This window comes from Flavobacterium psychroterrae (genome assembly GCF_018380615.1).
Lineage (GTDB): Bacteria > Bacteroidota > Bacteroidia > Flavobacteriales > Flavobacteriaceae > Flavobacterium > Flavobacterium psychroterrae.
Map to the genome: position 1 here is coordinate 1 of NZ_JAGYVZ010000003.1, position 21,330 is coordinate 21,330.

26 protein-coding genes and 2 pseudogenes are annotated in these 21,330 nt (G+C 30.0%); 20 read left to right on the forward strand and 8 right to left on the reverse strand.

The genetic code is table 11. From position 1 onward, the window contains the following. Nucleotides 1-110 precede the first annotated feature (110 nt). Nucleotides 111-1,295 (reverse strand): radical SAM protein, encoded by a 1,185-nt coding sequence (locus KHA90_RS03965; RefSeq protein ID WP_213295667.1) that lies wholly within the window; start codon nucleotides 1,293-1,295, stop codon nucleotides 111-113. Between the two features lie 89 nt (nucleotides 1,296-1,384). Beyond that, nucleotides 1,385-1,546 (reverse strand): hypothetical protein, encoded by a 162-nt coding sequence (locus tag KHA90_RS03970; RefSeq protein ID WP_213295669.1) that lies wholly within the window; start codon nucleotides 1,544-1,546, stop codon nucleotides 1,385-1,387. 227 nt (nucleotides 1,547-1,773) lie between these two features. Here KHA90_RS03970 and KHA90_RS03975 point away from each other — a divergent pair, with 227 nt between their 5' ends. After that, nucleotides 1,774-2,097, forward strand: coding sequence for a helix-turn-helix domain-containing protein (locus tag KHA90_RS03975; protein WP_213295670.1), 324 nt, complete (start codon nucleotides 1,774-1,776; stop codon nucleotides 2,095-2,097). Nucleotides 2,098-2,394: 297 nt separating this feature from the next. Here the strand turns inward: KHA90_RS03975 and KHA90_RS03980 are convergent, their stop codons facing one another. The 3 genes from KHA90_RS03980 to KHA90_RS03990 form a co-directional block, all read right to left on the reverse strand. Then, nucleotides 2,395-2,586, reverse strand: coding sequence for a hypothetical protein (locus tag KHA90_RS03980; protein ID WP_213295671.1), 192 nt, complete (start codon nucleotides 2,584-2,586; stop codon nucleotides 2,395-2,397). Nucleotides 2,587-2,611: 25 nt separating this feature from the next. After that, the gene (locus KHA90_RS03985; protein WP_213295673.1) at nucleotides 2,612-2,833 is read right to left on the reverse strand and encodes a hypothetical protein; all 222 of its coding nucleotides are present in this window, start codon (nucleotides 2,831-2,833) and stop codon (nucleotides 2,612-2,614) included. A gap of 89 nt (nucleotides 2,834-2,922) precedes the next feature. Further along, entirely contained in the window at nucleotides 2,923-4,485 is a 1,563-nt protein-coding gene (locus KHA90_RS03990; RefSeq protein ID WP_213295676.1) for a vitamin K epoxide reductase family protein, read from the reverse strand. A 259-nt stretch (nucleotides 4,486-4,744) separates the two neighbouring features. Between KHA90_RS03990 and KHA90_RS03995 the strand changes: the two genes are divergently transcribed. The 3 genes from KHA90_RS03995 to KHA90_RS04005 are packed head-to-tail and all read left to right on the forward strand — an operon-like array spanning nucleotide 4,745 to nucleotide 5,240. After that, nucleotides 4,745-4,864 (forward strand): rSAM-modified peptide, encoded by a 120-nt coding sequence (locus KHA90_RS03995; RefSeq protein ID WP_213295680.1) that lies wholly within the window; start codon nucleotides 4,745-4,747, stop codon nucleotides 4,862-4,864. Nucleotides 4,865-4,903: 39 nt separating this feature from the next. After that, on the forward strand, nucleotides 4,904-5,056 hold the full coding sequence (locus KHA90_RS04000) for a hypothetical protein (protein ID WP_213295681.1): 153 nt from the start codon (nucleotides 4,904-4,906) through the stop codon (nucleotides 5,054-5,056). Nucleotides 5,057-5,090: 34 nt separating this feature from the next. Then, nucleotides 5,091-5,240, forward strand: a complete 150-nt coding sequence (locus tag KHA90_RS04005; protein ID WP_213295683.1) for an rSAM-modified peptide — start codon at nucleotides 5,091-5,093, stop codon at nucleotides 5,238-5,240. A 139-nt stretch (nucleotides 5,241-5,379) separates the two neighbouring features. Here the strand turns inward: KHA90_RS04005 and KHA90_RS25795 are convergent, their stop codons facing one another. Then, the gene (locus KHA90_RS25795) at nucleotides 5,380-5,637 is read right to left on the reverse strand and encodes a helix-turn-helix domain-containing protein (RefSeq protein ID WP_369769999.1); all 258 of its coding nucleotides are present in this window, start codon (nucleotides 5,635-5,637) and stop codon (nucleotides 5,380-5,382) included. A 187-nt stretch (nucleotides 5,638-5,824) separates the two neighbouring features. On the opposite strand from KHA90_RS25795, the pseudogene KHA90_RS25800 reads away from it, so the two are divergent. After that, nucleotides 5,825-5,866 (forward strand): annotated as a pseudogene (locus KHA90_RS25800) (hypothetical protein). Between the two features lie 353 nt (nucleotides 5,867-6,219). Here KHA90_RS25800 and KHA90_RS25805 read toward each other — a convergent pair. Continuing rightward, a pseudogene (locus KHA90_RS25805) lies at nucleotides 6,220-7,128 on the reverse strand (helix-turn-helix domain-containing protein); the annotation flags it as partial. Between the two features lie 165 nt (nucleotides 7,129-7,293). On the opposite strand from KHA90_RS25805, the gene KHA90_RS04015 reads away from it, so the two are divergent. From KHA90_RS04015 to KHA90_RS04050, 8 genes are all read left to right on the forward strand, one after another. Continuing rightward, the gene (locus tag KHA90_RS04015) at nucleotides 7,294-8,472 is read left to right on the forward strand and encodes an acyl-CoA dehydrogenase family protein (protein ID WP_213295687.1); all 1,179 of its coding nucleotides are present in this window, start codon (nucleotides 7,294-7,296) and stop codon (nucleotides 8,470-8,472) included. Between the two features lie 87 nt (nucleotides 8,473-8,559). Then, nucleotides 8,560-9,342, forward strand: a complete 783-nt coding sequence (locus tag KHA90_RS04020) for a DUF3050 domain-containing protein (RefSeq protein WP_213295689.1) — start codon at nucleotides 8,560-8,562, stop codon at nucleotides 9,340-9,342. 67 nt (nucleotides 9,343-9,409) lie between these two features. Beyond that, on the forward strand, nucleotides 9,410-10,177 hold the full coding sequence (locus tag KHA90_RS04025; protein ID WP_213295691.1) for an SGNH/GDSL hydrolase family protein: 768 nt from the start codon (nucleotides 9,410-9,412) through the stop codon (nucleotides 10,175-10,177). A gap of 25 nt (nucleotides 10,178-10,202) precedes the next feature. Continuing rightward, a complete protein-coding gene (locus KHA90_RS04030; protein WP_213295693.1) occupies nucleotides 10,203-11,027 on the forward strand; it encodes a helix-turn-helix domain-containing protein in 825 nt (274 codons plus the stop codon). A 70-nt stretch (nucleotides 11,028-11,097) separates the two neighbouring features. Further along, the gene (locus tag KHA90_RS04035) at nucleotides 11,098-12,057 is read left to right on the forward strand and encodes a nitrilase family protein (protein ID WP_213295696.1); all 960 of its coding nucleotides are present in this window, start codon (nucleotides 11,098-11,100) and stop codon (nucleotides 12,055-12,057) included. A 79-nt stretch (nucleotides 12,058-12,136) separates the two neighbouring features. Next, a complete protein-coding gene (locus KHA90_RS04040) occupies nucleotides 12,137-12,643 on the forward strand; it encodes a GNAT family N-acetyltransferase (protein WP_213295698.1) in 507 nt (168 codons plus the stop codon). A 219-nt stretch (nucleotides 12,644-12,862) separates the two neighbouring features. Beyond that, nucleotides 12,863-14,596, forward strand: coding sequence for a sensor histidine kinase (locus KHA90_RS04045; protein WP_244860246.1), 1,734 nt, complete (start codon nucleotides 12,863-12,865; stop codon nucleotides 14,594-14,596). Nucleotides 14,597-14,678: 82 nt separating this feature from the next. Next, a complete protein-coding gene (locus KHA90_RS04050; protein WP_213295700.1) occupies nucleotides 14,679-15,077 on the forward strand; it encodes a helix-turn-helix domain-containing protein in 399 nt (132 codons plus the stop codon). Between the two features lie 1,016 nt (nucleotides 15,078-16,093). Here the strand turns inward: KHA90_RS04050 and KHA90_RS04055 are convergent. Beyond that, nucleotides 16,094-16,483, reverse strand: coding sequence for a hypothetical protein (locus KHA90_RS04055; RefSeq protein WP_213295703.1), 390 nt, complete (start codon nucleotides 16,481-16,483; stop codon nucleotides 16,094-16,096). Nucleotides 16,484-17,086: 603 nt separating this feature from the next. Between KHA90_RS04055 and KHA90_RS04060 the strand changes: the two genes are divergently transcribed. The 7 genes from KHA90_RS04060 (at nucleotide 17,087) to KHA90_RS04090 (ending at nucleotide 21,329) form a co-directional block, all read left to right on the forward strand. Then, on the forward strand, nucleotides 17,087-17,329 hold the full coding sequence (locus KHA90_RS04060) for a hypothetical protein (RefSeq protein WP_213295706.1): 243 nt from the start codon (nucleotides 17,087-17,089) through the stop codon (nucleotides 17,327-17,329). Beyond that, the gene (locus KHA90_RS04065; protein WP_213295708.1) at nucleotides 17,329-17,523 is read left to right on the forward strand and encodes a hypothetical protein; all 195 of its coding nucleotides are present in this window, start codon (nucleotides 17,329-17,331) and stop codon (nucleotides 17,521-17,523) included. The genes KHA90_RS04060 and KHA90_RS04065 overlap by 1 nt, the downstream gene beginning before the upstream one ends. Before the next feature lie 12 nt (nucleotides 17,524-17,535). After that, nucleotides 17,536-19,254 (forward strand): hypothetical protein, encoded by a 1,719-nt coding sequence (locus tag KHA90_RS04070; protein WP_213295709.1) that lies wholly within the window; start codon nucleotides 17,536-17,538, stop codon nucleotides 19,252-19,254. 77 nt (nucleotides 19,255-19,331) lie between these two features. Beyond that, on the forward strand, nucleotides 19,332-20,336 hold the full coding sequence (locus KHA90_RS04075) for a primase-helicase family protein (protein ID WP_213295710.1): 1,005 nt from the start codon (nucleotides 19,332-19,334) through the stop codon (nucleotides 20,334-20,336). Nucleotides 20,337-20,347: 11 nt separating this feature from the next. After that, entirely contained in the window at nucleotides 20,348-20,611 is a 264-nt protein-coding gene (locus tag KHA90_RS04080; protein ID WP_213295711.1) for a hypothetical protein, read from the forward strand. Between the two features lie 74 nt (nucleotides 20,612-20,685). After that, nucleotides 20,686-20,964: a hypothetical protein gene (locus tag KHA90_RS04085; RefSeq protein WP_213295713.1), complete on the forward strand. Its 279-nt coding sequence runs from the start codon at nucleotides 20,686-20,688 to the stop codon at nucleotides 20,962-20,964. A 65-nt stretch (nucleotides 20,965-21,029) separates the two neighbouring features. Beyond that, a complete protein-coding gene (locus tag KHA90_RS04090; RefSeq protein WP_213295715.1) occupies nucleotides 21,030-21,329 on the forward strand; it encodes a hypothetical protein in 300 nt (99 codons plus the stop codon). Nucleotide 21,330 lies beyond the last annotated feature (1 nt).

Genomic DNA, 21,330 nt, shown 5'->3' on the forward strand with positions numbered 1-21,330 from the left:
GTCCGAAAACAGATTTACTAGAAAAATAATTACTTTTACTCATCGTATTTTGTATGTCGAAACACAAATTTACGATTCATTTAAAGAAGCCATCTTTTTGGCTTCTTTTTTTATCGGACAACAATGAATTCATTTATAATTTTATAATAATTTAAAGCTTCCACTTTTAATTCTTTAATAGTTTCAGATGGTAGTTCTTTTAATAATTGATTTTGAATATGACAAATTATTTCAACAATCTCTTTACAATAAATTGAAGGATTATCAAATTGATTTATCGGCGAAAATCTGTGACCTAAATATCCTCCTCCACAAATAGATTCAAGTGAGCAATTGTTGCATACTCGACAAAGATTGTCATGTCCATTATAATATTTGCGTGCTAGTTCAGAACCTTGATAAATTGCACTAAGCTCATCTTTTATAACATTAAACTTTGTTTTTGTAAAACCATTTCCACATATTCTTAATGTATCAACTGTTTCAATACTCCCATTTGTTTCTATAACTAATGTATCGTTAATCCCTTTTCCAAAATTTTCCGAATTTTTATCCAATCCTAATATTAAACCAATTAAATCGTTTAGGGGTCTTATTTCTGGCTTTTTTAAATCTTGGTCTTCATACCACAGATTAAACATTTCAACTAACCAAGATCCAATTTTTGGAACTGAGTTTTGATTTGATAAAATATAATTAAAATCTTGAAAGAGAAAATGAACTGAATGTGCTTCTAATTTTTTAAAGTGTTCATAAACATCCTTCGGTTTTTCATCTGTATCAATTACACATAAAAAATCGCTATATTCTTTACCATAAACTTCTTTGATAAAGTTAGATCCCTTGATTATTTCATTATAAGAACCTTTACCATTATGATAAATTCTATTTTTATTATTCGAACTTGAAGTCCCATCTAAACTAATCCCTATTCCAATTCCTAAATCACTTAATTCTTCACAGATTTTTTTATCTATTAATACTCCATTTGATTGCATGGTATAGGACATTTCAATAGTTTTAGGAATAATTTGATCTACTAGATTAATAAAATCTTTAAAAAAAATTATTCCGGCAAGTAACGGTTCTCCACCATGAAAAATTATTAAAAATTCTGTTAGGTTATTTTCAATACAGTGCTTTTTTATTCTCACTAACATAGATTTGACAATATGTTTTGACATAAATTTTGGCTGCGATTTATAACTGTCATCCCCCATATTATACATATAACAATATGTACAATTAAGATTGCATCTGCTAGCAACCTTAACTACTAAGTGTGTTGTTCTCATTTACTTTAATTTATTAAAGCACGAAAATTAATTCGTGCTTGTAACATGAAAATGCAACCTTTAAACATTAATTTTAATTAAGTTAAAAATTACTTTGTAACAGGTCTTGGCTTTTTTGTACCTGTACTCTCGGCATACGTTCTTTCAGAATATGAACCTATAATTTGTTTCATTTGATTCCTGTCCAATTTGTTTAATAAGTCGAGAACATTTTCTTCTTTACTAAAAAAAAACTTTTTTTCATTTTTCATTTTACTTTTTTTTAATTTATTAATATTTTGAAAAATTTCATAATATAGGAACTCTGCGCACAAGTTAAAATCCAAATATTTTGAAAATTTCATTTTTCAAAAGTAGGAAAAAACATGTTTATAGTTTTTATTTTTGTAGGATATTTTTAGGCTTTTTTTAGGAAAAATGAAAAAATATTCATAATCTATTAAGAAATAGAAGTATATTAGTTTTTAATTCATTTAAGATGAAACATGAAAATTTAATAAACGCTAGAAAAGAAAAAGGATTTACTCAAAAGGAAATGGCAGATATGCTCGCTATGGAGCAAACTACTTATTCTAAAAAAGAAAGAGGAATATCTCGAATAAGAGAAAATGAATGGGTGCTTTTTGCCAAAATTTTAGATAAGGATATTCATCAACTCAAAAGAAAAAATAAAACTTCAACAAATACTGACATTATTAACCATGGATTGTATTTAAAGATTATAGGAACAATTCTGAAATTTAATCAAAAATTAGAAGATGAAAATATTCTCCTTAAAAAACAATTAAGAAAAGAGTTATAAGAAATAGATTAAACGGAATAAAAATTTAAAACATAAAAAAACAGAGAAGATTAAAATCTTCTCTGTCAGGTATTTAAAGACCATATTTATTAGAAATACAATTTCTGTAGGACATGGCACTGGTTAACCCTAACCAATTAAAATCAACTCAGTGACCAATTTCTTAAGAATCCCTACACCAATCATCAATGTTGGGAAATTTGCTCAATGTTCCACGATCGAGCGCCTACAAATTAAAAAAAACATGACTAAATTCTAAAAAAGGCTATTTCGTACTTCTATTAAAACGGTTAAAAATTAACAACAAAGGCGACTTGTATCACAAATACCTGCTAATGTATTTACAGGACAGGTTCCGCCTACGGGTATTAAAACACAACCAGCTTCTATTGCATATATCCAACATTCCGGAATTCCTCCTTTTATTGTTTTCTGCTCATTTTTGCTAATATGCTGTGCATCTTCTAAACTCAAAATACTTTTTAACATCTATATATTTTGCTACAATTAAATTTTATTCAAATGGAAACTTACAATTTCCTGTACTTCCTTCGCTCAAACCAGGAATTGATCCGTCAGGGCAATATGCAAAACAAGATGCACTACTGGACACATTTCCTCTAACACAAAAGCAATGACAAGTAGATGGCTGAATTGGCTGCCCGCCTTGTATAACTTTTTGCTCATGTGAACTTAATAAATGAGCTCCTTCAAGGTTTAAGATGTTTTTTATCATGATAATTCGTTTTTGATATTTTTATTTACTCTTTCATTTAATCTTTTTCCAAAACAACAATACTGCTTAACTTATTTATCATCCTGAAACTATGCTGTTTTTTCAAGAACTTCGGTTTCTTTTTCTTCTATATAATCGTTTAGAAAATATTTCAATTCGCTTAATTCATATTCTAAAGGAAATATTCTTTCATTTACAATTTTAACCGGTGTATAATTAAAATTATTTTTAGAACACCATTCATATTGCTTTTGTATTTCCTGATTGATCATCATATTTACTGAATCAACATGCCACTTTTTCAACCATTTTTTGAGACCTATTTTTTTAATATGCCAGTCAGATATTGCTTCAACCGTTTTTCCTGGCGTTGCTCTATTTATGGTTAAAAGTCTTTCGACAACTGCTTTATATGGATTCTCTGCATTTTCTGGATTAATATTGAATAAAACGTTTAAATAAATCTTATCCGGAAATCTTAATACCAAATCAAATGCTTCCTGAAATGTTTTATGGCAATGATCGCAACTCGGACTAATAATAATAGAAAGCTTTACTGCTGCATTTCTATTTCCAAAATTCAAACCTCTTAAATCTTCAAACCCACTTGTGTAAGGAACTTTTTTTGATAAGAAATCCAATAAAGAGTAGTTTCTTTTAAACTTTTTCATCTCTTTTAAAGAATTCTCATTTCCTAAAATATTTTTTATCATCGATTTTAAAATAGACCAGATTGGCACAAGAAAAACTACAGCTAATAAGAACGGAAATAAAATCTCAAAACTAAAACTTAACGTAAACAGATCAGATGCAAACCAAATAACACTTTGTGCAAAAATCAAAACTGATACTACCAGACACATTATGCACCATTTTTGAATTTCAAATTTTTGAATCCAAATTGAAGAGACCAAAACAGGTATCGCCAATAAACTTAAAAATCCAACTAAAATAGCCGACTCTAAAGGCTGAACTAAAATTGCTATCAAACTTGATCCAAAAAAAATAAGCGGCAAATCTGAAAAATTAATCCATTTATCTCCTATTACTTCTTTACCGTTTATAACAGAACTACAAGAAGAATTTGAACTTAGATTACAGAATTTTGAAATAATACTATTTTTAAATCCCAACTTTTCCTGAACAATAAATAAACTTATAAAAAAACCCAAAATTGATGTTGTTAAAAAAACAACACTAAACAAGTTATAGGTATTATAGAAAAAAGACATCCCAACTAATAATAAAAGAGGTAACGTATATTTTAACCAACTGAATTCAACCTTTAAATTATCTCTCGCAATTACATTATTAGGTTCAATTGCCACAATAACTCCATTCCAGTCTAAAAGGAATTTTTCATATGGCATTTTTATGCTTCCTCTTTTAATTGTATTAATACGAACAAAATTTTTTGCCTTTTCTACTAGTATAAGTTCCTCTTTAAAATATGCTAAAAAATTAGATGGCAAATCCACTATTTGTTCTTTTGAAACTCGTACGGCAGCATTCTCTATTGAAAGCAAATCCAAAGAATCTGTTATCGCAAATAAGCTTGGATAATTAGGATGAGAAAGAAACAAATCTTTAAACTCATTTTTAATTTCCGAGTACCTATTTATTTGTAGAAATTTTTGAACAAGTTTTAACATCTTTTCGAATCTTTAAAATCATAATTACAATGCAAATATTGGTGTTTTTATTGATAAAAAAGTGCTCAAAGCATACAATTTATTAATTATACTACATACAATTTATAAATTATATCAGTCTGAATAAAAACACAAACAATTGTTTTACAGCATATTAAAGTGTTTTTTCATTGTCAAAAACTCTCAAACCCCTAATCTCGACTAAGGGTTTTGCTTTTTGTCTAGTTTTGATAAATCAATAAACCTAATTTATAAAAACATGACAAAACAGGTATTAAATTTCGAAGATTTTGAGATGGAAAAACTATCTAAAAAGGAACAAAAAACAGTTCGTGGAGGTGATACTTATGTAGATCCATCTAAAGGAATTGGAAGTTGAACTCATTAAATAAATCAATATTTATAAAATATAAAATCAATGAAAAATACTAAATTAAAACTTGACGATTTCAGAATAGAAAAATTGGATATTAGCAAACAAAAAATAGTACTTGGAGGTGGTGGTGGTGATCCTCCTTTAACTCCGGATGAAGTAGATCCAGGTAAAGGTATTGGAAGCGGAAATCAATAAAATTATAAACTCAAAAACTAAAAAAATAATTATTATGAAAATTACAAAATTAAAACTAGAAGATTTTAACTTAGAAAAATTAACAAAAAATCATCAAAAAGAAGTTTTTGGAGGTGATGGAGGTGGTGGAGGCGAAGAACCTATTGATCCAGGAAAAGGAACCGGAAAAGGGGGAAATGGTTAAATAAAATCTTGAATTGCATATTTTAAATCGAAAAATAGTTTGAAACCAACAAAAAACTATTCATGCTATGGGAGAAATTAGATTCCAGATTTCAGCAAGAAATGAGAGAAAGCAACGATCTAACCCATTTTATTACATATTATATATTATTCGCAAATTGAGCTGGAGATACTCCAGTTCGTTTGCGAAATGATTTAGCAAACGATACTGCATTTTTAAACCCAACACTTTCTGCAATTGCCTGAGTAGAATATTTACGATACATATGATTGGTAATCATCTCGTTAATCACATAATTAATTTTAAGCTCATTTGAATATTCTCCAAATGATTTCCCAAATCGTTTATTAACAACGTAAGATAAATAAGTAGTATTTGTTTTTATCTTTTTAGCCACATACGACAACGTGAAATCAGCATGTAAGTATTCGTGCTTACTTTCAAGAGCAAGTAATTTCTCGACTATTTTATTCTCTTTGGCCTCATCAATACTTAAGTTGACGTTTTCTTTTTTAAATTGAATTTCTTCCTGTTCTTCTGCCTCAACCAAAACTTCTTCAGGTTCTAGACTTTTCTTTTCTAAATTGGCTTTGAACTCTTCAATTAAAGCATTCATTTTTTTGTGAGCCTTATTTTTATCTCTAATATTTTTAATTAATAAAAACACAATACCAACAAATAAAACGACATAAAAAACTTTTAAAGCTTTATTCAAAAAAACTTCATATTTGTATTTTTCCTGAATAGATATCATTTCATTTGCTAAGCCGCCTACTCCTAATTTATAATTGACCTCTAATGCCTCTTCTCTTAATTTAGCTTCAGATTTTTCATAATTATCTAAATAAATTTTTGAGTGTTTGTAAGCAAGTTCAGGTTTTTTAAGAATATTGTAAATTTTAGCCTGGTAATAATTTGATTTTAGATAGTCAACATGATTACTGTTAGTTAAAGCTGAAATTGAATCTGTCTTTTTAAAGAAAACCAATGCTTTATCATATTTTTTTGTTGTATAATATATGTCGCCTAAATTATAATTAGCAACACATAATAAATCTTGTTGATTATTTTGTTGTGAAAAAAACACAATATCATAATATGTTTTTTCAGCATTTTTATAATCGCCCTTCCAGCTGTAAACATTTCCTAAACTTAACTTTGCAGTCGTTTTATTCTCAGCAAAATTTTGAGAATAATCTACAGTTTTCTTATAAAAATATTCTGAAGAGTCAAGTAAATATCTTTTTTTCAGATTTTTCATGAAATAGTTCTCATAAGAACTACCTAAACTAAGATTGATATTACTTTTTCTGTTTAAAAATTGCTCTTTAGTAAATAAGCCTTCATTTTTATCAAGAAAATCATTGAGTTGTCTTAAATTTTTAATTGCTAATTGGTAATTTCCAACGGATTCGTTTATTAAAGCAATATTAGCCTTAAATTTAAGGATTTGAGTTATGTCTCCTATATTTATAGAAAGCTTCATTCCCTCCTGATAAACATCCAGGGCTTTACTAAAGTTTCCTCTTTTCCATTCTGTTAATCCGTTATAATTATAAATGTAAGATTCCAATTGTGTCCTGTCTCGCGAATCAGGCATTTTTTTCAGGAAAGCAAGAGATAATTTATATTTTTCCTTAGATTGTTTTATATTACCTTTCATTTGTAGCAAATAGGACATTGCCCCATTTGCAAAGGCTAAATGTTTATAGTTATTCGATTTAGCCATTTTATTGGCATAAACCAGAGCACTATCAACATTTGCATTTCCATTTAATCGAATCTTATCTTGTAAAATTAAGTACTCTTGTTCTGTTAAGGCACTTTTTTGTTGAGCAAATGCATTATTCAGAACAAAAAAGAGTAAAAAAGAGATGATCAGCCTCATTCATTTTGTTTTTGGAATCTCAAAAATAGCTTATAAATTTTCAATAAACTAAAATAAATTTGCATTTATACTATTTTTCTTCTTTCATAGATATTAAAATATAACATTTTAACATTGTTTTGTTATATTTTTATTCCGTAAATTTGTTTTGTAAAACTATCAAAAATGAAACCAGACCTATTTCAAGCTCCAGATTACTATAACCTAGACGATTTACTGACAGATGAACATAAATTAGTTCGCGAATCAGCACGTGCATGGGTAAAAAGAGAAGTCTCTCCTATTATAGAAGAATATGCTCAAAAAGCAGAATTTCCTAAGCAAATTATTAAAGGACTTGGAGAAATTGGTGGTTTTGGACCCTATATTCCTGTTGAATATGGAGGTGCAGGTTTAGACCAAATTTCATACGGCTTAATTATGCAGGAAATCGAACGCGGAGATTCTGGCGTAAGATCAACCTCATCTGTTCAGTCTTCTTTAGTAATGTATCCTATATGGAAATACGGAAACGAAGAACAACGAATGAAATATTTGCCAAAACTGGCAACGGGAGAATTTATGGGATGTTTCGGTTTAACCGAACCAGATCACGGTTCTGATCCGGGAAGTATGATTACCAATTTTAAAGATAAAGGAGATCATTATCTTTTAAATGGAGCCAAAATGTGGATTTCAAATGCCCCTTTTGCAGATATTGCTGTTGTTTGGGCAAAAGATGAAACAGGACGAATTCACGGTTTAATTGTGGAACGCGGCATGGAGGGTTTTACAACTCCTGAAACTCATAATAAATGGTCGCTTCGTGCATCATCAACCGGAGAATTAATTTTTGACAATGTAAAGGTGCCTAAAGAAAATCTTTTACCTAATAAATCAGGATTGGGAGCGCCTCTTGGTTGCTTAGATTCTGCTCGTTACGGAATTGCCTGGGGAGCAATTGGTGCGGCGATGGATTGTTACGACACGGCTTTAAGATATGCCAAAGAAAGAATCCAGTTTGGGAAACCAATTGGAGGAACTCAGTTACAACAGAAAAAACTGGCAGAAATGATTACCGAAATAACAAAAGCCCAATTATTAACATGGCGCTTAGGCGTTTTGCGTAACGAAGGAAAAGCAACAACAGCTCAGATCTCAATGGCAAAACGTAATAATGTTGATATGGCAATTCATATCGCACGCGAAGCCAGACAAATGTTAGGCGGAATGGGAATTACCGGAGAATATTCAATCATGCGCCATATGATGAATCTTGAAAGTGTTATTACCTATGAAGGAACTCACGACATACATTTACTAATTACCGGAATGGATGTAACTGGAATTCCAGCATTTAAATAACAAACAACTATTAAAATATATACAAAATCAATATGAAAAGCTTCTTGTTATCCAAGAAGCTTTTTATCTTTGCAAAAAAATACGCAAATGAATATTGAAACTATACACAATAGCATTCAACCTCAAAAAGATCAACTTTTACAACATTCCTTATACAATAAAATCCAAAGCATTGATGATTTGCATCGTTTTTTAGAAAGTCATGTTTTTGCGGTTTGGGATTTTATGTCATTATTAAAAGCTTTACAAGCTAAACTTACTTGTACAACAACACCCTGGTTTGCTACAAAAAATCCTGAAACAAGATATTTAATCAACGAAATTGTTCTTGCCGAAGAAACAGATTTAACTATTGACGGAAGAAGACAAAGTCATTATGAAATGTATCTTGAAGCAATGGAAGATTGTGGTGCCGATACAAACGGAATCAACAATTTTTTATCTGAAGTAAATTCGCTTCATAATATTTTTGTTGCCATAAAACAAAGTTCATTGCACCCGGATATTAAAGGTTTTTTAGATTTTACTTTTAGAGTAATCGAACAAGGAAAACCTCATGAAATTGCTGCAGCATTTACTTTTGGAAGAGAAGATTTGATACCGAGTATGTTTACTGCGATTTTGAAAAACTTTCAAAAAAATCTTCCTGACACAGATTTAAGCAAATTGCTCTATTATTTTGAAAGACATATTGAATTAGATGCTGATGAACACGGACCAATGGCGATGCAAATGATATCTGATTTATGTGAAGATGATGCCCAAAAATGGAAAGAAGTGGAAGAAGTTTCAATTCTTGCATTAGAAAAACGAATCGGACTTTGGAATGCCATCGAAGAACAAATTCTGATGAAAACAGAAATGGTATAAAAACCGAAATAAGTTATTTAACGTAACTATTTGTTTAGAATGAACCGAAACTTAATTTACCTAAATTATGAACCCACATTTCAAACAAATAGTTATTGTTATTCTCTCCATATTCCTTTTAAGCTGCAGCTCTGATGAAACAAAGTCAGAAATCGCTGTTACTCCAGATCCCATTATTCCACCAGTTACACAAGTTCCTCCTGTTAACACGGTTTCAAAAACTGTCCATTATTTAGCTTTAGGAGATAGTTATACAATAGGTCAAAGTGTTTGCGAAACCTGTCGTTATCCTGAACAATTAAAAGCAAGTCTAAAAGCCATTTATCCTCAAACTAACTTTTCATTAAAAGTAATTGCGACAACTGGATGGACCACGACAAATCTAATTTCGGCAATAAATAATCAGAATTTAGATGCTAATTATGATTTAGTTACTCTTTTAATTGGCGTGAACAATCAATATCAAGGAAAAGATTTCTCTATTTATGAAAACGAATTTCCTGAATTGGTAAAAAAAGCAATTACTCTGGCAAAAGGGGACAAAAAAAATGTAATCGTAATTTCAATTCCAGATTATGCTTATACGCCGTTTGGAACAATTCAAATGCAGGGTCAGGGAACAAAAATCTCAACCGAAATTGCACAATACAATACTTTTGCCGAAGATTATTGCAAAGCAAATGGCGTAGTTTTCGTTTCAATAACTGATATTACACAAAAGGGAATTGAAAATCCAAATTTAGTTGCAGGTGATGGTTTGCATCCTTCAAAAGAAGCTTATACTTTGTTTACAGATCGTATTTTACCAAAAGTAAAGATTGCTATACAGGATTAATAATTTTTAAGATAAGTACTAATACATGCAAGTTTCACCGCCAAAAGAGTTATCACCTTACATCAAACATTATCTTTTTTTAGATAGCAAGGAAACTGATATCCAGAAACTTCGTCTATTTTCTGATGGCAATACCGGGATTGTGTTTTCTTTAAAAAACAAACTGATCTCGGACATTAACAATTATAAAGTAAAAAATTATTTACCAAGTTCCTTTTTGTACGGACAACTTAATGGTTTTAAAGAGATTTATTCTGATAAGGAGATTTCTCTAGTAATCGTTGTTTTTCAGCCGAATGGAATATACCAACTTTTGGGCATTCCTGCCAATGAATTTCAGGATTCCATTATTTCTATTGATGCTATTTTAGGCTTAGATACTTTAATTCTTCAGGAACAATTATCGGAACAAAATAATGAAAAGAAAATAGCACTTTTAAATCAGTTTTTTAGAAAACTGGCAAATAAAAAATCGATTCCAAATCAGTTACTAATAAATAGTTCGCTGGATTTTATTCTTGCAAACAAAGGACTTTTCTCTGTAAAACAATTGGTTGAATATACAGGTTATACAGAAAGACATCTGGAAAGAAAATTCAAAGAATGCATTGGATTAAATCCAAAGAAATTTGGCAACGTTATAAGGCTGCATTATTTTCTTAAATTATTAAAAGATAAATCTGAAGCAACTAATTTGACCACAATTTCTTATGATGCAGGATTTTCAGACCAATCTCATTTGATAAAAGAATTCAGAAAACATACCGGAATCTCTCCAAGAGAATATTTATTTAATACCGGAAAACTAGCCAATAATCTAATCAAAACTCCTTCTTCAGTTTTACTTTAAAATGTCGGTTTTATACAATTTATAGATTTTCCTGAACGCTAATTTTGACTAATCATTAATAGCGTAAAATATGAAAAATCTAAAAATAGCCACAGCTCAGTTCGAAAATAAAAGTGGCGACAAAAACTATAATTTATCTGTAATAGAAAAACTTTCAAAAAAAGCATCAAACGAAGGTTGTGATGTGATTTCGTTCCATGAATGCTCCATAACCGGATATACTTTTGCAAGACATTTATCAAAAGAACAAATGCTGGATTTAGCAGAAATAATTCCCACAGGAGAAAGCATTTTAAAACTTATTGAAATTGCTAAAAACCATGATATTATCATATTAGCCGGTCTTTTTGAGAAAGATGAAAATGATAATTTATTCAAAGCTTATGTTTGCGTTGACAAAAATGGATTAGTTGCAAAATACAGGAAACTTCATCCGTTTATAAATCCATATTTAACCCCTGGAGATCGTTATTGTATTTTTGAAATCGAAGGTTGGAAATGCGGCATTTTAATTTGCTATGACAATAATATTATCGAAAATGTCAGAGCCACAAAACTTTTGGGAGCTGATATTATTTTCATGCCACACGTTACAATGTGTACGCCTTCGACCAGACCTGGAGCTGGTTTTGTTGCACCTCAACTTTGGAAAAACCGGGAAGCTGATCCTACTTCTTTACGACTGGAATTCGACGGAATGAAAGGTCGCGACTGGTTAATGAAATGGTTGCCGGCACGAGCTTATGATAATGCCATTTATGCCGTTTTTTCAAACCCAATTGGTATGGATGATGACCAACTAAAAAATGGCTGTTCGATGATTGTTGATCCTTTTGGAGATATCATAGCCGAATGCCGATCTTTTGAAGACTCTTTTGCAACAGCAATAATTACTCCTGAAAAAAATATTCAGGCTGGAGGAAATCGCTACATAAAAGCAAGAAGACCAGAATTGTATCGCGATATAATTGGTCAAAATCATGAATCTGAGCAAAATGTAGTTTGGCTGAACTCTGATAAAAAAAGTTAAAACAAAGAATTTTAATGGCTTTAAGCCAATGAAAATTTATCTTTACAGCATTCATTAATTTACAGAATACAACCCAATAATGGAATTTTTTAAAACTACAAAGGAAGATATCGACGCTGTTTTCGATATTTATAACGAAGCTACATCTTATCAAAAAACTGTCAATAACAAAAGCTGGAGAGGTTTTGAAAGAGCACTTATCGAAAAGGAAATTGCTGAAAACCGTCATTTTATAATCAAAGAAGGTGATGAAGTTGCGTGCACATTTGTACTTACTTTTGATGATTTAATCATTTGGAAAGAAGCAAGTAAAGACCCGGCGATATATCTTCATAGAATTGCTACGAATCCAAAATTTAGAGGACAATCTTATGTCAAAAAAATCATTGGATGGACTAAAACTTACGCCAAAGAAAATGGTAAAGAATACATCAGACTTGATACACATAGCGGAAACGAAAGAATAAACAAATACTACACAAGTTGTGGTTTCGATTATAAAGGAATTAGCACGATCGAATGGACAAGCGAATTACCGGAACATTATAAAGAAGGTTCTTTTAGTTTGTTTGAGATTAGGCTTTAGTTATTAATTTAATCTAAAAATAATAAACCCCTTGCGAAAAATAATTCACAAGGGGTTTTCTTTATTTAAAACTGCAAAAAAAAATAAGAAAAAACTTAAACTAAAAAATAATTACATTTGAGCATTTCCGCCATTTTTCAATTATAAATTCAGTTATTATATTTTAAATTCAGACATTTAATTCTGTTAGTTTATATTTGGATAAATGCGTTCGAAAACATGAGTGAAAAAAAGATTATTCCGCTTGATTCAAATACTTTTCCTGAACGGAATAAAGCAAATCATAACGATGAATTGCTACTTGTTAATAAAAGACTCGCAGAGCAAATTGAAGTCCGAAAAAAACGTGCCGCAGAACTAATTATTGCTAACAAGGAACTGGCGTATCAAAATAAAGAAAAGGAAAAACGTGCTGCCGAATTAGTTGTTGCCAATACAGAACTTGCATATCAAAATCAGGAAAAGGAAGATCGTGCCGCAGAACTTGTCATTGCAAATACTGAACTGGCGTATCAAAATAATGAAAAAGAAAAACGTGCCGATGAATTAAGTATCGCAAATTCTGAACTTATCTTTCAAAATAAAGAAAAAGAAATACGCGCTGCCGAACTCGTTATAGCTAATATGGAGCTGGCATATCAAAATCAGGAAAAAGAAGATCGGGCTGCTGAACTTCTGATAGCAAATAATGAACTTACTTTTCAAAATAATGAAAAAGAAAAACGTGCCGCTGAATTAATTGTTGCAAATACAGAACTTGCTTATCAAAATCAGGAAAAGGAAGACAGGGCATCAGAACTTGTTATTGCCAATAAAGAACTAACTTTTCAGAATAAAGAAAAAGAAATACGCGCTGCAGAACTGGTTATCGCTAATATGGAGCTGGCATATCAAAATCAGGAAAAAGAAGATCGGGCTGCTGAACTTCTGATCGCAAATAATGAACTTACTTTTCAAAATAATGAAAAAGAAAAACGTGCCGCTGAACTTGTAATCGCAAATACAGAACTGGCATATCAAAATCAGGAAAAGGAAGATCGCGCATCAGAACTTGTTATTGCCAATAAAGAACTTACTTTTCAGAATAAGGAAAAAGAAAAACGCGCTGTAGAACTGCTTATCGCGAATATGGAGCTGGAATATCAAAATAATGAAAAAGAAGATCGTGCTGCTGAACTTATTATTGCAAACGCTGAACTTACTTTTCAAAATAATGAAAAAGAAAAACGTGCTGCCGAATTAATTCTTGCAAACAACGAACTTGAGGCTTTTACTTATATTTCAAGTCATCATCTTCAGGAACCTTTAAGGAAAATACAGGTTTTTTCGGATCGAATATTAACAGATGAACATCATAATTTAACCGAAAAAGGTAAATACTATTTTGAGCGTATTGAAGTTTCGGCTTTTCATATGCAAGCACTTATAAATGATTTATTAAATTATTCCCGAACAAGCGTAACGGAGAAAAAATTTGAAATTGTAAGTCTTAATGAGATTGTTAATAATGTATTAGATAATTTAAAACAAGAAATAAAATTAAAAAATGCAATTATCGAAATTTCCGGAGATTGCAAAGCTTATGTGATTTCGTCACAGTTTGCGCAACTTATTCATAATTTGTTAAGCAATTCTTTAAAGTTTTCGAAAAAAGGCGAAACTCCCCGAATTATTATAAAAAGCATTTATACTAAACCTAAAACAAAAAACCTTCCGTCATCTGCAGATTATTGTCATATTACAATTAGCGATAATGGTATTGGATTTGATCCTCAATTTGAAAGTCGGGTTTTTGAAATGTTTCAGCAACTTAATAATAAAAATGATTATAAAGGAACAGGAATTGGTCTGGCAATTGTAAAAAAGATTGTAGAAAACCACAACGGAATTATTAAAGCAACCGGTAAACTTGGTAAGGGAGCAAAATTTGATATTTATATTCCGGTTGTGTAAAATTGAAAACCGTATCTTACAAAAACAGTCTGTTTTTTACTAAAATTTATTTTTCTCTAAAAATTTTAAATATCTTTGATGTATGAGCACAACAACAAAACCATATCATATAGGGCGAAAAATAAGCCGTATTCGTGAACTTAAAGACATGAAACAAGAAGCACTTGCACAGGCTTTAGGAACAAATCAGCAAGCAATCTCAGCTATCGAAAACAGCGAAAACATAGACGAAGAAAAACTTACAGAAGTGGCAAAAGCTCTTGGAGTTTCTGTTGAAGCAATTAAAAACTTTTCAGAAGAAAATATGATTAATTATTTTAATAGTTTTTATGACAGTAGTAGTGGAAACGGAGTCGTTAACGCTACTAATTATGAATGCACATTCAATCCTTTAGACAAAGTTGTAGAACTTTATGAACGTTTAGTTCAGGTTGAAAAAGATAAAAATGAATATTTAGAGAAATTATTAAAAGGGAAATAAAAACCTTTTATAAAATATAAGTTTATGCAAAAAGAGATTTCAAATTTGAAATCTCTTTTTTTTTTCTAAAATAACCAAATTCATGGTCTATATATAGCTGTTAAAAGTGTAAAAGTTCCTGCTATAAAAAAATAACACTAGACTTAAACAAAAATCCCGCAATTTCAATATTAGAAAATTGCGGGATTCAATACTTGCAGAGAGGATGGGATTTTAATTTTCCGAAATCCAAAAACTAATCGCTTAATTATCAAATGCTTAATATTTAAAAAATGCCTTTTTTTGATTGTTTTTGACACAAATTTGACACAGGATGCAGAGAGGCAACCCAATAAAAACAAGGTTTCGCACGTTTTTTTACTCTCTTAAATTTATAAAAACTTACAAACTGCTATTTTTTACACTTCAATACAATAGCAAAGAGGTTGTATAAAAACTCTTTTTTAATAAACTAGACAGTCGTCTATGATGTATTTGCGACAGCAAATAAGGAATAGACGACTGTCTAGTTTATTAAAAAATACCTTATTCAACATCTCGGACGGTAATATTGCATCGCCTTAAGACACATCGATACAGTAATTTACCCCTTACACCCCGATCATTTCTAAGAGAACCCAAATAAGACCATTTAAGCAATAAAATTACAATAGCGAAGCGGTTGTATAAAAAATCGTTTTAAATAACGAGCCAGTCTTTTATGATGTATTTGCGACAGCAAATAAGGAACAGAAGACTGGCTCGTTATTTAAAACACCTTATTCAATTCTTTTCTTAAAAAAAATCTGATTTACCTTTTCCCCCTTACTCCCCCTATTATCCAAAATAAATTTGGAAACTTAGGAAACTTAACCGAAGAAACCCGTTTTTATTGGTTTGATTCTATTTTTTGTTGTTTCCTTTTAGTTTCCTTTTATTTATTGGTTTCCTAATATTTGGAAACTTAAGATAAAAACTAAATTTTGATTAATCAAAAAAAATATCCTATTTTATTCAGTTTTTAGAGGGCTATATAGCTATTTAGCTAATAGTTTTAATCGTTTTTTTTCATCCTCAGAATCTTGCAATTTTTGTTCGATAAATTCTATCATTTCTTTATAAAACTTTATCCGATCTTCCACCTCTTTTATCTTAACAATAGAATTTTCATAGAAAGGCATGATTCCATTGCTTTTATCAATTAACATATCACCTTTTCCATCATTGATCCAAACAATGTTTATATTTTCATTAGAATTAACTATAGTATTTACAAACTTATCAGATAAGGGAACTTTTTCATTCATTATCTGAGAAAATGAAGATTTAGTATATCCCAATTTTTTGGCTAAATCAGCATCGTTATCAGCATAATCAATAAAGATCAACCATTTACAAATTTTCCTAACCCTTTGAATTTTAGTCATTTAAAAATATTATTACGGATAATATAAAAAAAGTTTATATTTAGCTAAATAAAATCGAAACAAAGTTTATATATTCGCTGTCGAAAGCAGATACAAAACCACTTAAAAACAGATTAAAAGCAACCTGCAAGTTACAAAATTAATAGAGTATTATACGCTATTAAAATATAATTCAAAACAAGTGCCAAATATGAATAACTATAAAAGATATATTTCAAGCCCCAATTCAATAACTTTTGATTTACTTCAATTCAGTTTGATTATTTCCTTACTACTACTGATTATATGGCTAATGTGTAAAATTCCTAACGGTTGTTTTAGGCTTACAATATGCAAAATAGAGACGAATAATTGCACAAATAAATAGGTTAGAGTTTTCTCCTGTTGGCAATCACTAAAGTAAATAAAAATGTCTTAAACAATGGATCATGTCAAATAATAAAAAATACAGAAGATATAGATTACATCAAAAAATAAAAGGAATTTATCGGTATATGTCAAGTAAAAAAATCATTTACGTACCTGCCAATGACGATTTAACTAACAAATATTTACGTGAATTATATGAAAATCACAACTATTCAATTTGAAATACCATGTTAAATGATAAACTGTAAACAAAAAGAAATTATCGTAGGAGTTCTCGGAAAACAATATTCTCCAAAAATTATCGAGCATTTGAACAAAAAGAAAATTTTTAATTCCAACGGCGTACCATATTCTAATCCCTCCATTCAAAAAATAGTTTCTGGAACACAAAAAAATAATATTGTTGAATTAGAGATCGGAAAATTACTCGTAAAAGTCAAAAAAAAAGAACAAACTAAAAATAACCTATATAAATAATGGCGCTATTTACCCATGTCCAACTAATTGCATATATACAAAGATTAGAATTGCAAAAAGACATTCTACCACTTTCGCCATTATTCAGTCACAAACAAAAGGAAGATTTGACCATTATTTACGACCAACTACTCGCCATTTGTTACGAAACTTTAATTAAGGAAAAAGAAGTTACAAAACCAATCTACTTATAATATTCTTTATAAATGACTAACCAACCGTACAACCTACAATTACTTTGGGATGCTTCCGATTACGGACTTACATACTTTCACGAGGTTTACCCTGAGAGTGTTGGTAAAGAAAATAAAAGTAAACATTTTAAAACCCATAACGAAGAATCTGCAAGTTCTACACTCTCCAATAAAAAAGGTGAAGAAAACACAGGTGTATATGTTGTGTATAACCACTCAACTAAAGAAAGTCTAAACGCAATTGACCACGTAAAAAAAGAACATCACTTCCAGTTTCTTGAAGCGTGCGAATATTTGTTTCAAAAATTTGGTTTATCAAAAATCAAAGGTCAATTTTTCAAACCTGAAACCAAGTTTGAACCAACAGAAAAACCTTTGGAATATTACAAAATCGATTATGCAAAGAAAATAGATAATTACCATTTTTTAGCACCTTTTTTAACGCCTGAAATCTGCAAAGAATATGATTTTTATAGTGTTAACAGCTATTGCAAGGTTACTAAAACAGGCAAGCTAAAAACCATTATTGCAAATGACAATTACCCAATCTTTGCATACAAACAAAAGGATTTTTGCAAAATGTATGAGCCAAAAGCACCAAAAGGTGATGAATTTTTATACAAACATCATTTTTTAGGCAACAAACCTACTCGTATAATTTATGGATGGGAAAGACTTTTTAACATGGTTGATTTTGATGAAATAGAAAGACTTGCAGAATCAAAAAAATATGCAAAAAATGAATATGACAAAAATAAGATTAAAGAACAAATTGAGGATTTAAAACTTGAATGTGCAGTTATTGCTACTGGCGGGAGTGACGGATTAAATTTAGCATCATTAGGCTACAATGTAATTTGGTTTAATAGCGAAGCTGAAATAATAAATTCAGATGAATATTTTAAACTTTCTAAAATTGTAAAAACAATCTATTATGTTCCTGATTTAGACGAAACGGGAATAAAACAGGCTGTTGCAATGGGAATGCAATTTATAAACATTAAAGTTCTTTGGCTCCCTGAATATTTAAAAAAAGAAAACAAAAAAGATTTAAGGGACTGGGTTTGCAAACATAAAAATGATTCGTTAGAAAAAGTGCAAAGCAAATTTAAACAACTATTGTCACAAGCTTTGAATTTTCAATTTTGGGACTATGGAGACAAAAGTGTAAAATTAAATCCAAAAAAATTACTTCATTTTTTAAAGCACAAAAACTTTAGACTTTACAAACAACCTTTTTCAAGTGCAGATACAGGAAAAGAAGAGGACGGTTATTTTATTCAAATTCAAAATAACTTAATATCAAAAACTTTTCCAAGTGATGTAAAGCGCTGTGTAACACAATGGCTTGATGACAATTACCATAATATTAATATTTATAATATGATCCTAAGAAGTCCTTTTTTTAATCAAAATTCCCTTAAATCATTACCTTATTTTGAATATCAAAAAAACAATTGCGGGATAGATTTTCAGTACTATTTTTTCAACAATAAAGCTGTGAAAGTCAATAAAGATAAAATTGATTTGATTAATTACTCTAAAAACTTAGAAGTTAATATTTGGGAAGAAGAAAAAATCAATCATTTCTTAGAAGTATCAAATCCGTTTTTTGAAACTTATTTGGATGAAATGGAGCGTAAAAGAATAAAAATCTTGGATAATTCCAGTAACTACTTGAAAGTACTGATTAATACTTCACGCATATTTGGGAAAAAGATGCTGATTTAACCGGAATTGATACTAATATTTTTAAAATAAACAGCGACAAGCTGGATGATAATGAAAACTATTTACAAGAACTTCATTTGCTTAATAAAATGTATGCTGTTGGATATTTATTGCACCAGTATAAAAGTGCCAGTAAAGCTTATATGGTTCTGGGTGTTGATTATGCAGGTGGTTCTTCGGTAAAAGGAAGTTATGGCGGAACGGGAAAATCATTTTTGCAAAAATCTCTTTTTACGATGTTAGAATCCATTGCGATTGGCGGAAAAACATTAAAAGACGATAATTTTCCAATGGACGGTGTGACACCGAAAAAGAAGTTTGTACTATTTGATGATTTAGGACCATATCAACCTATGGAATATTTCTACAACATGATTACAGACAACTTTATTGCCAATCAAAAAGGAGGTGTAAAATATAATATTCCTTTCGATGATTCAGCAAAAGTTGGAGCAACAACAAACTTTGCTCCCGAAATGTTGTCATCAACAAAACGTAGATTATTAGTTTATTACAATAGTGATTATTATCACGAAAAAACAGGAGACAATAAATATCCCTTTTCACGAAAAATATCAGATGATTTTAATGATAAGAACATTTTAACAAAAGAATATTCTTCTAAAGAATGGAATACAGATTACAACTTCATGCTTCAATGTATTCAATTTTATTTGCAACAAAAGGAAAAAATCGAGGCTCCTATGGATACGCTAATTAATAAAAATGCCATGATGCAAATAGGAGATAATACAGTTAAATTCTTAAACGAATTTTTCTCAGATGCATCCAATTTAAATGAATGGATAGAAAAAGCCCCTGTTTTTACCTATCAAAAGGACGAATTAGGCAATAAAGCCAATAGTTCACAGAGATTTAGTGAGAATCTAATTTTGTACTGCAAAGCGAAACAATGGAGAATTGAACTTAAGAAAAAGAAAAATGCAAACGGAAATTCTGTACCTCACTTTTACATAAGTACTATAAATGAGATCAAACCCGAAGAAACGGAAATTAATCTCAGTACGCCTAATGACAAAGTAGAAAAAGCAACAGTAAGACCAGACGATTTACCATTTTAAAATCTATCATTATGACACGATATGTATTTATGAAATTAAGAGAAGCAAAAAAAGAAGATTTTGCAGATCAATGGGGAAGCAAAAGAATTGGGGCAATGTATTTTCAACAGTCAGTTACTGGCGCTATTTGTACCCAACCATTCTATTTTAATGAAGATACAAATATTGAAGCATTTAAAGAATTATACACTGCTAATCAAATTTTTGTGCCGATGGGGATTTTTGATAAGATTGAAGTAATAGAAGAAAAAGAACAAACCATAACTAACCTTTAAAAAGTAGATTTTTTTGTGAACCAAGACAAACTGCAGCTGCGGATCTATTCAAAAAAAATCTACAATTCAACCACATGATAAAGAAAAGTACCTACATCAGAAGTTTTACAGCATCGCAACAAAAGCAACTTGAAAGGGTTGGAAAGGAGGAAAATTTTAAAACTACTCCTGAAATATTATTTTTTGCACTTGATAAATATTTTGAGCAAAAAAAAGAAATAGAAAAATTAAACGGAATCATAAGTGTTAAAAAAGAAGAAATTCTCAACCTGAATTTAAAAATTGACTTTTTTAAATCCGCTTCAAAAAGAATACATGAATTAAGTGATTTTCTGAAAAAGGAAAAAAAATAAAAACATCAATCATCAATCAAAAAACGAGTAGTAAACCAAATTGAATAATTAGCAAACCCAAATTTATGAATTTAAAAACTTTGAATTATATAAGAAACAAAGCCCAGCTACAAGACTTATTTAGAAGTCAATTTTCAGAAGATTATATACGAAAAGAGATTCAGGAGATTATAAAGGAGACTCGTAAAAATGTAACTGAGGGAGCAAGGCTTTTTGCAAAAATGATTTCAACACAAGAGCTAATTATTTTTATGGATAGAAATGGAAAACCTGACGGTTATCTTCTTTCAGATGAATTAAAAATTCTTCTTCAAGAGCACCGAGAAGAACAATTAAAAACTAAACAATTGCAAAACCAATTTTAGA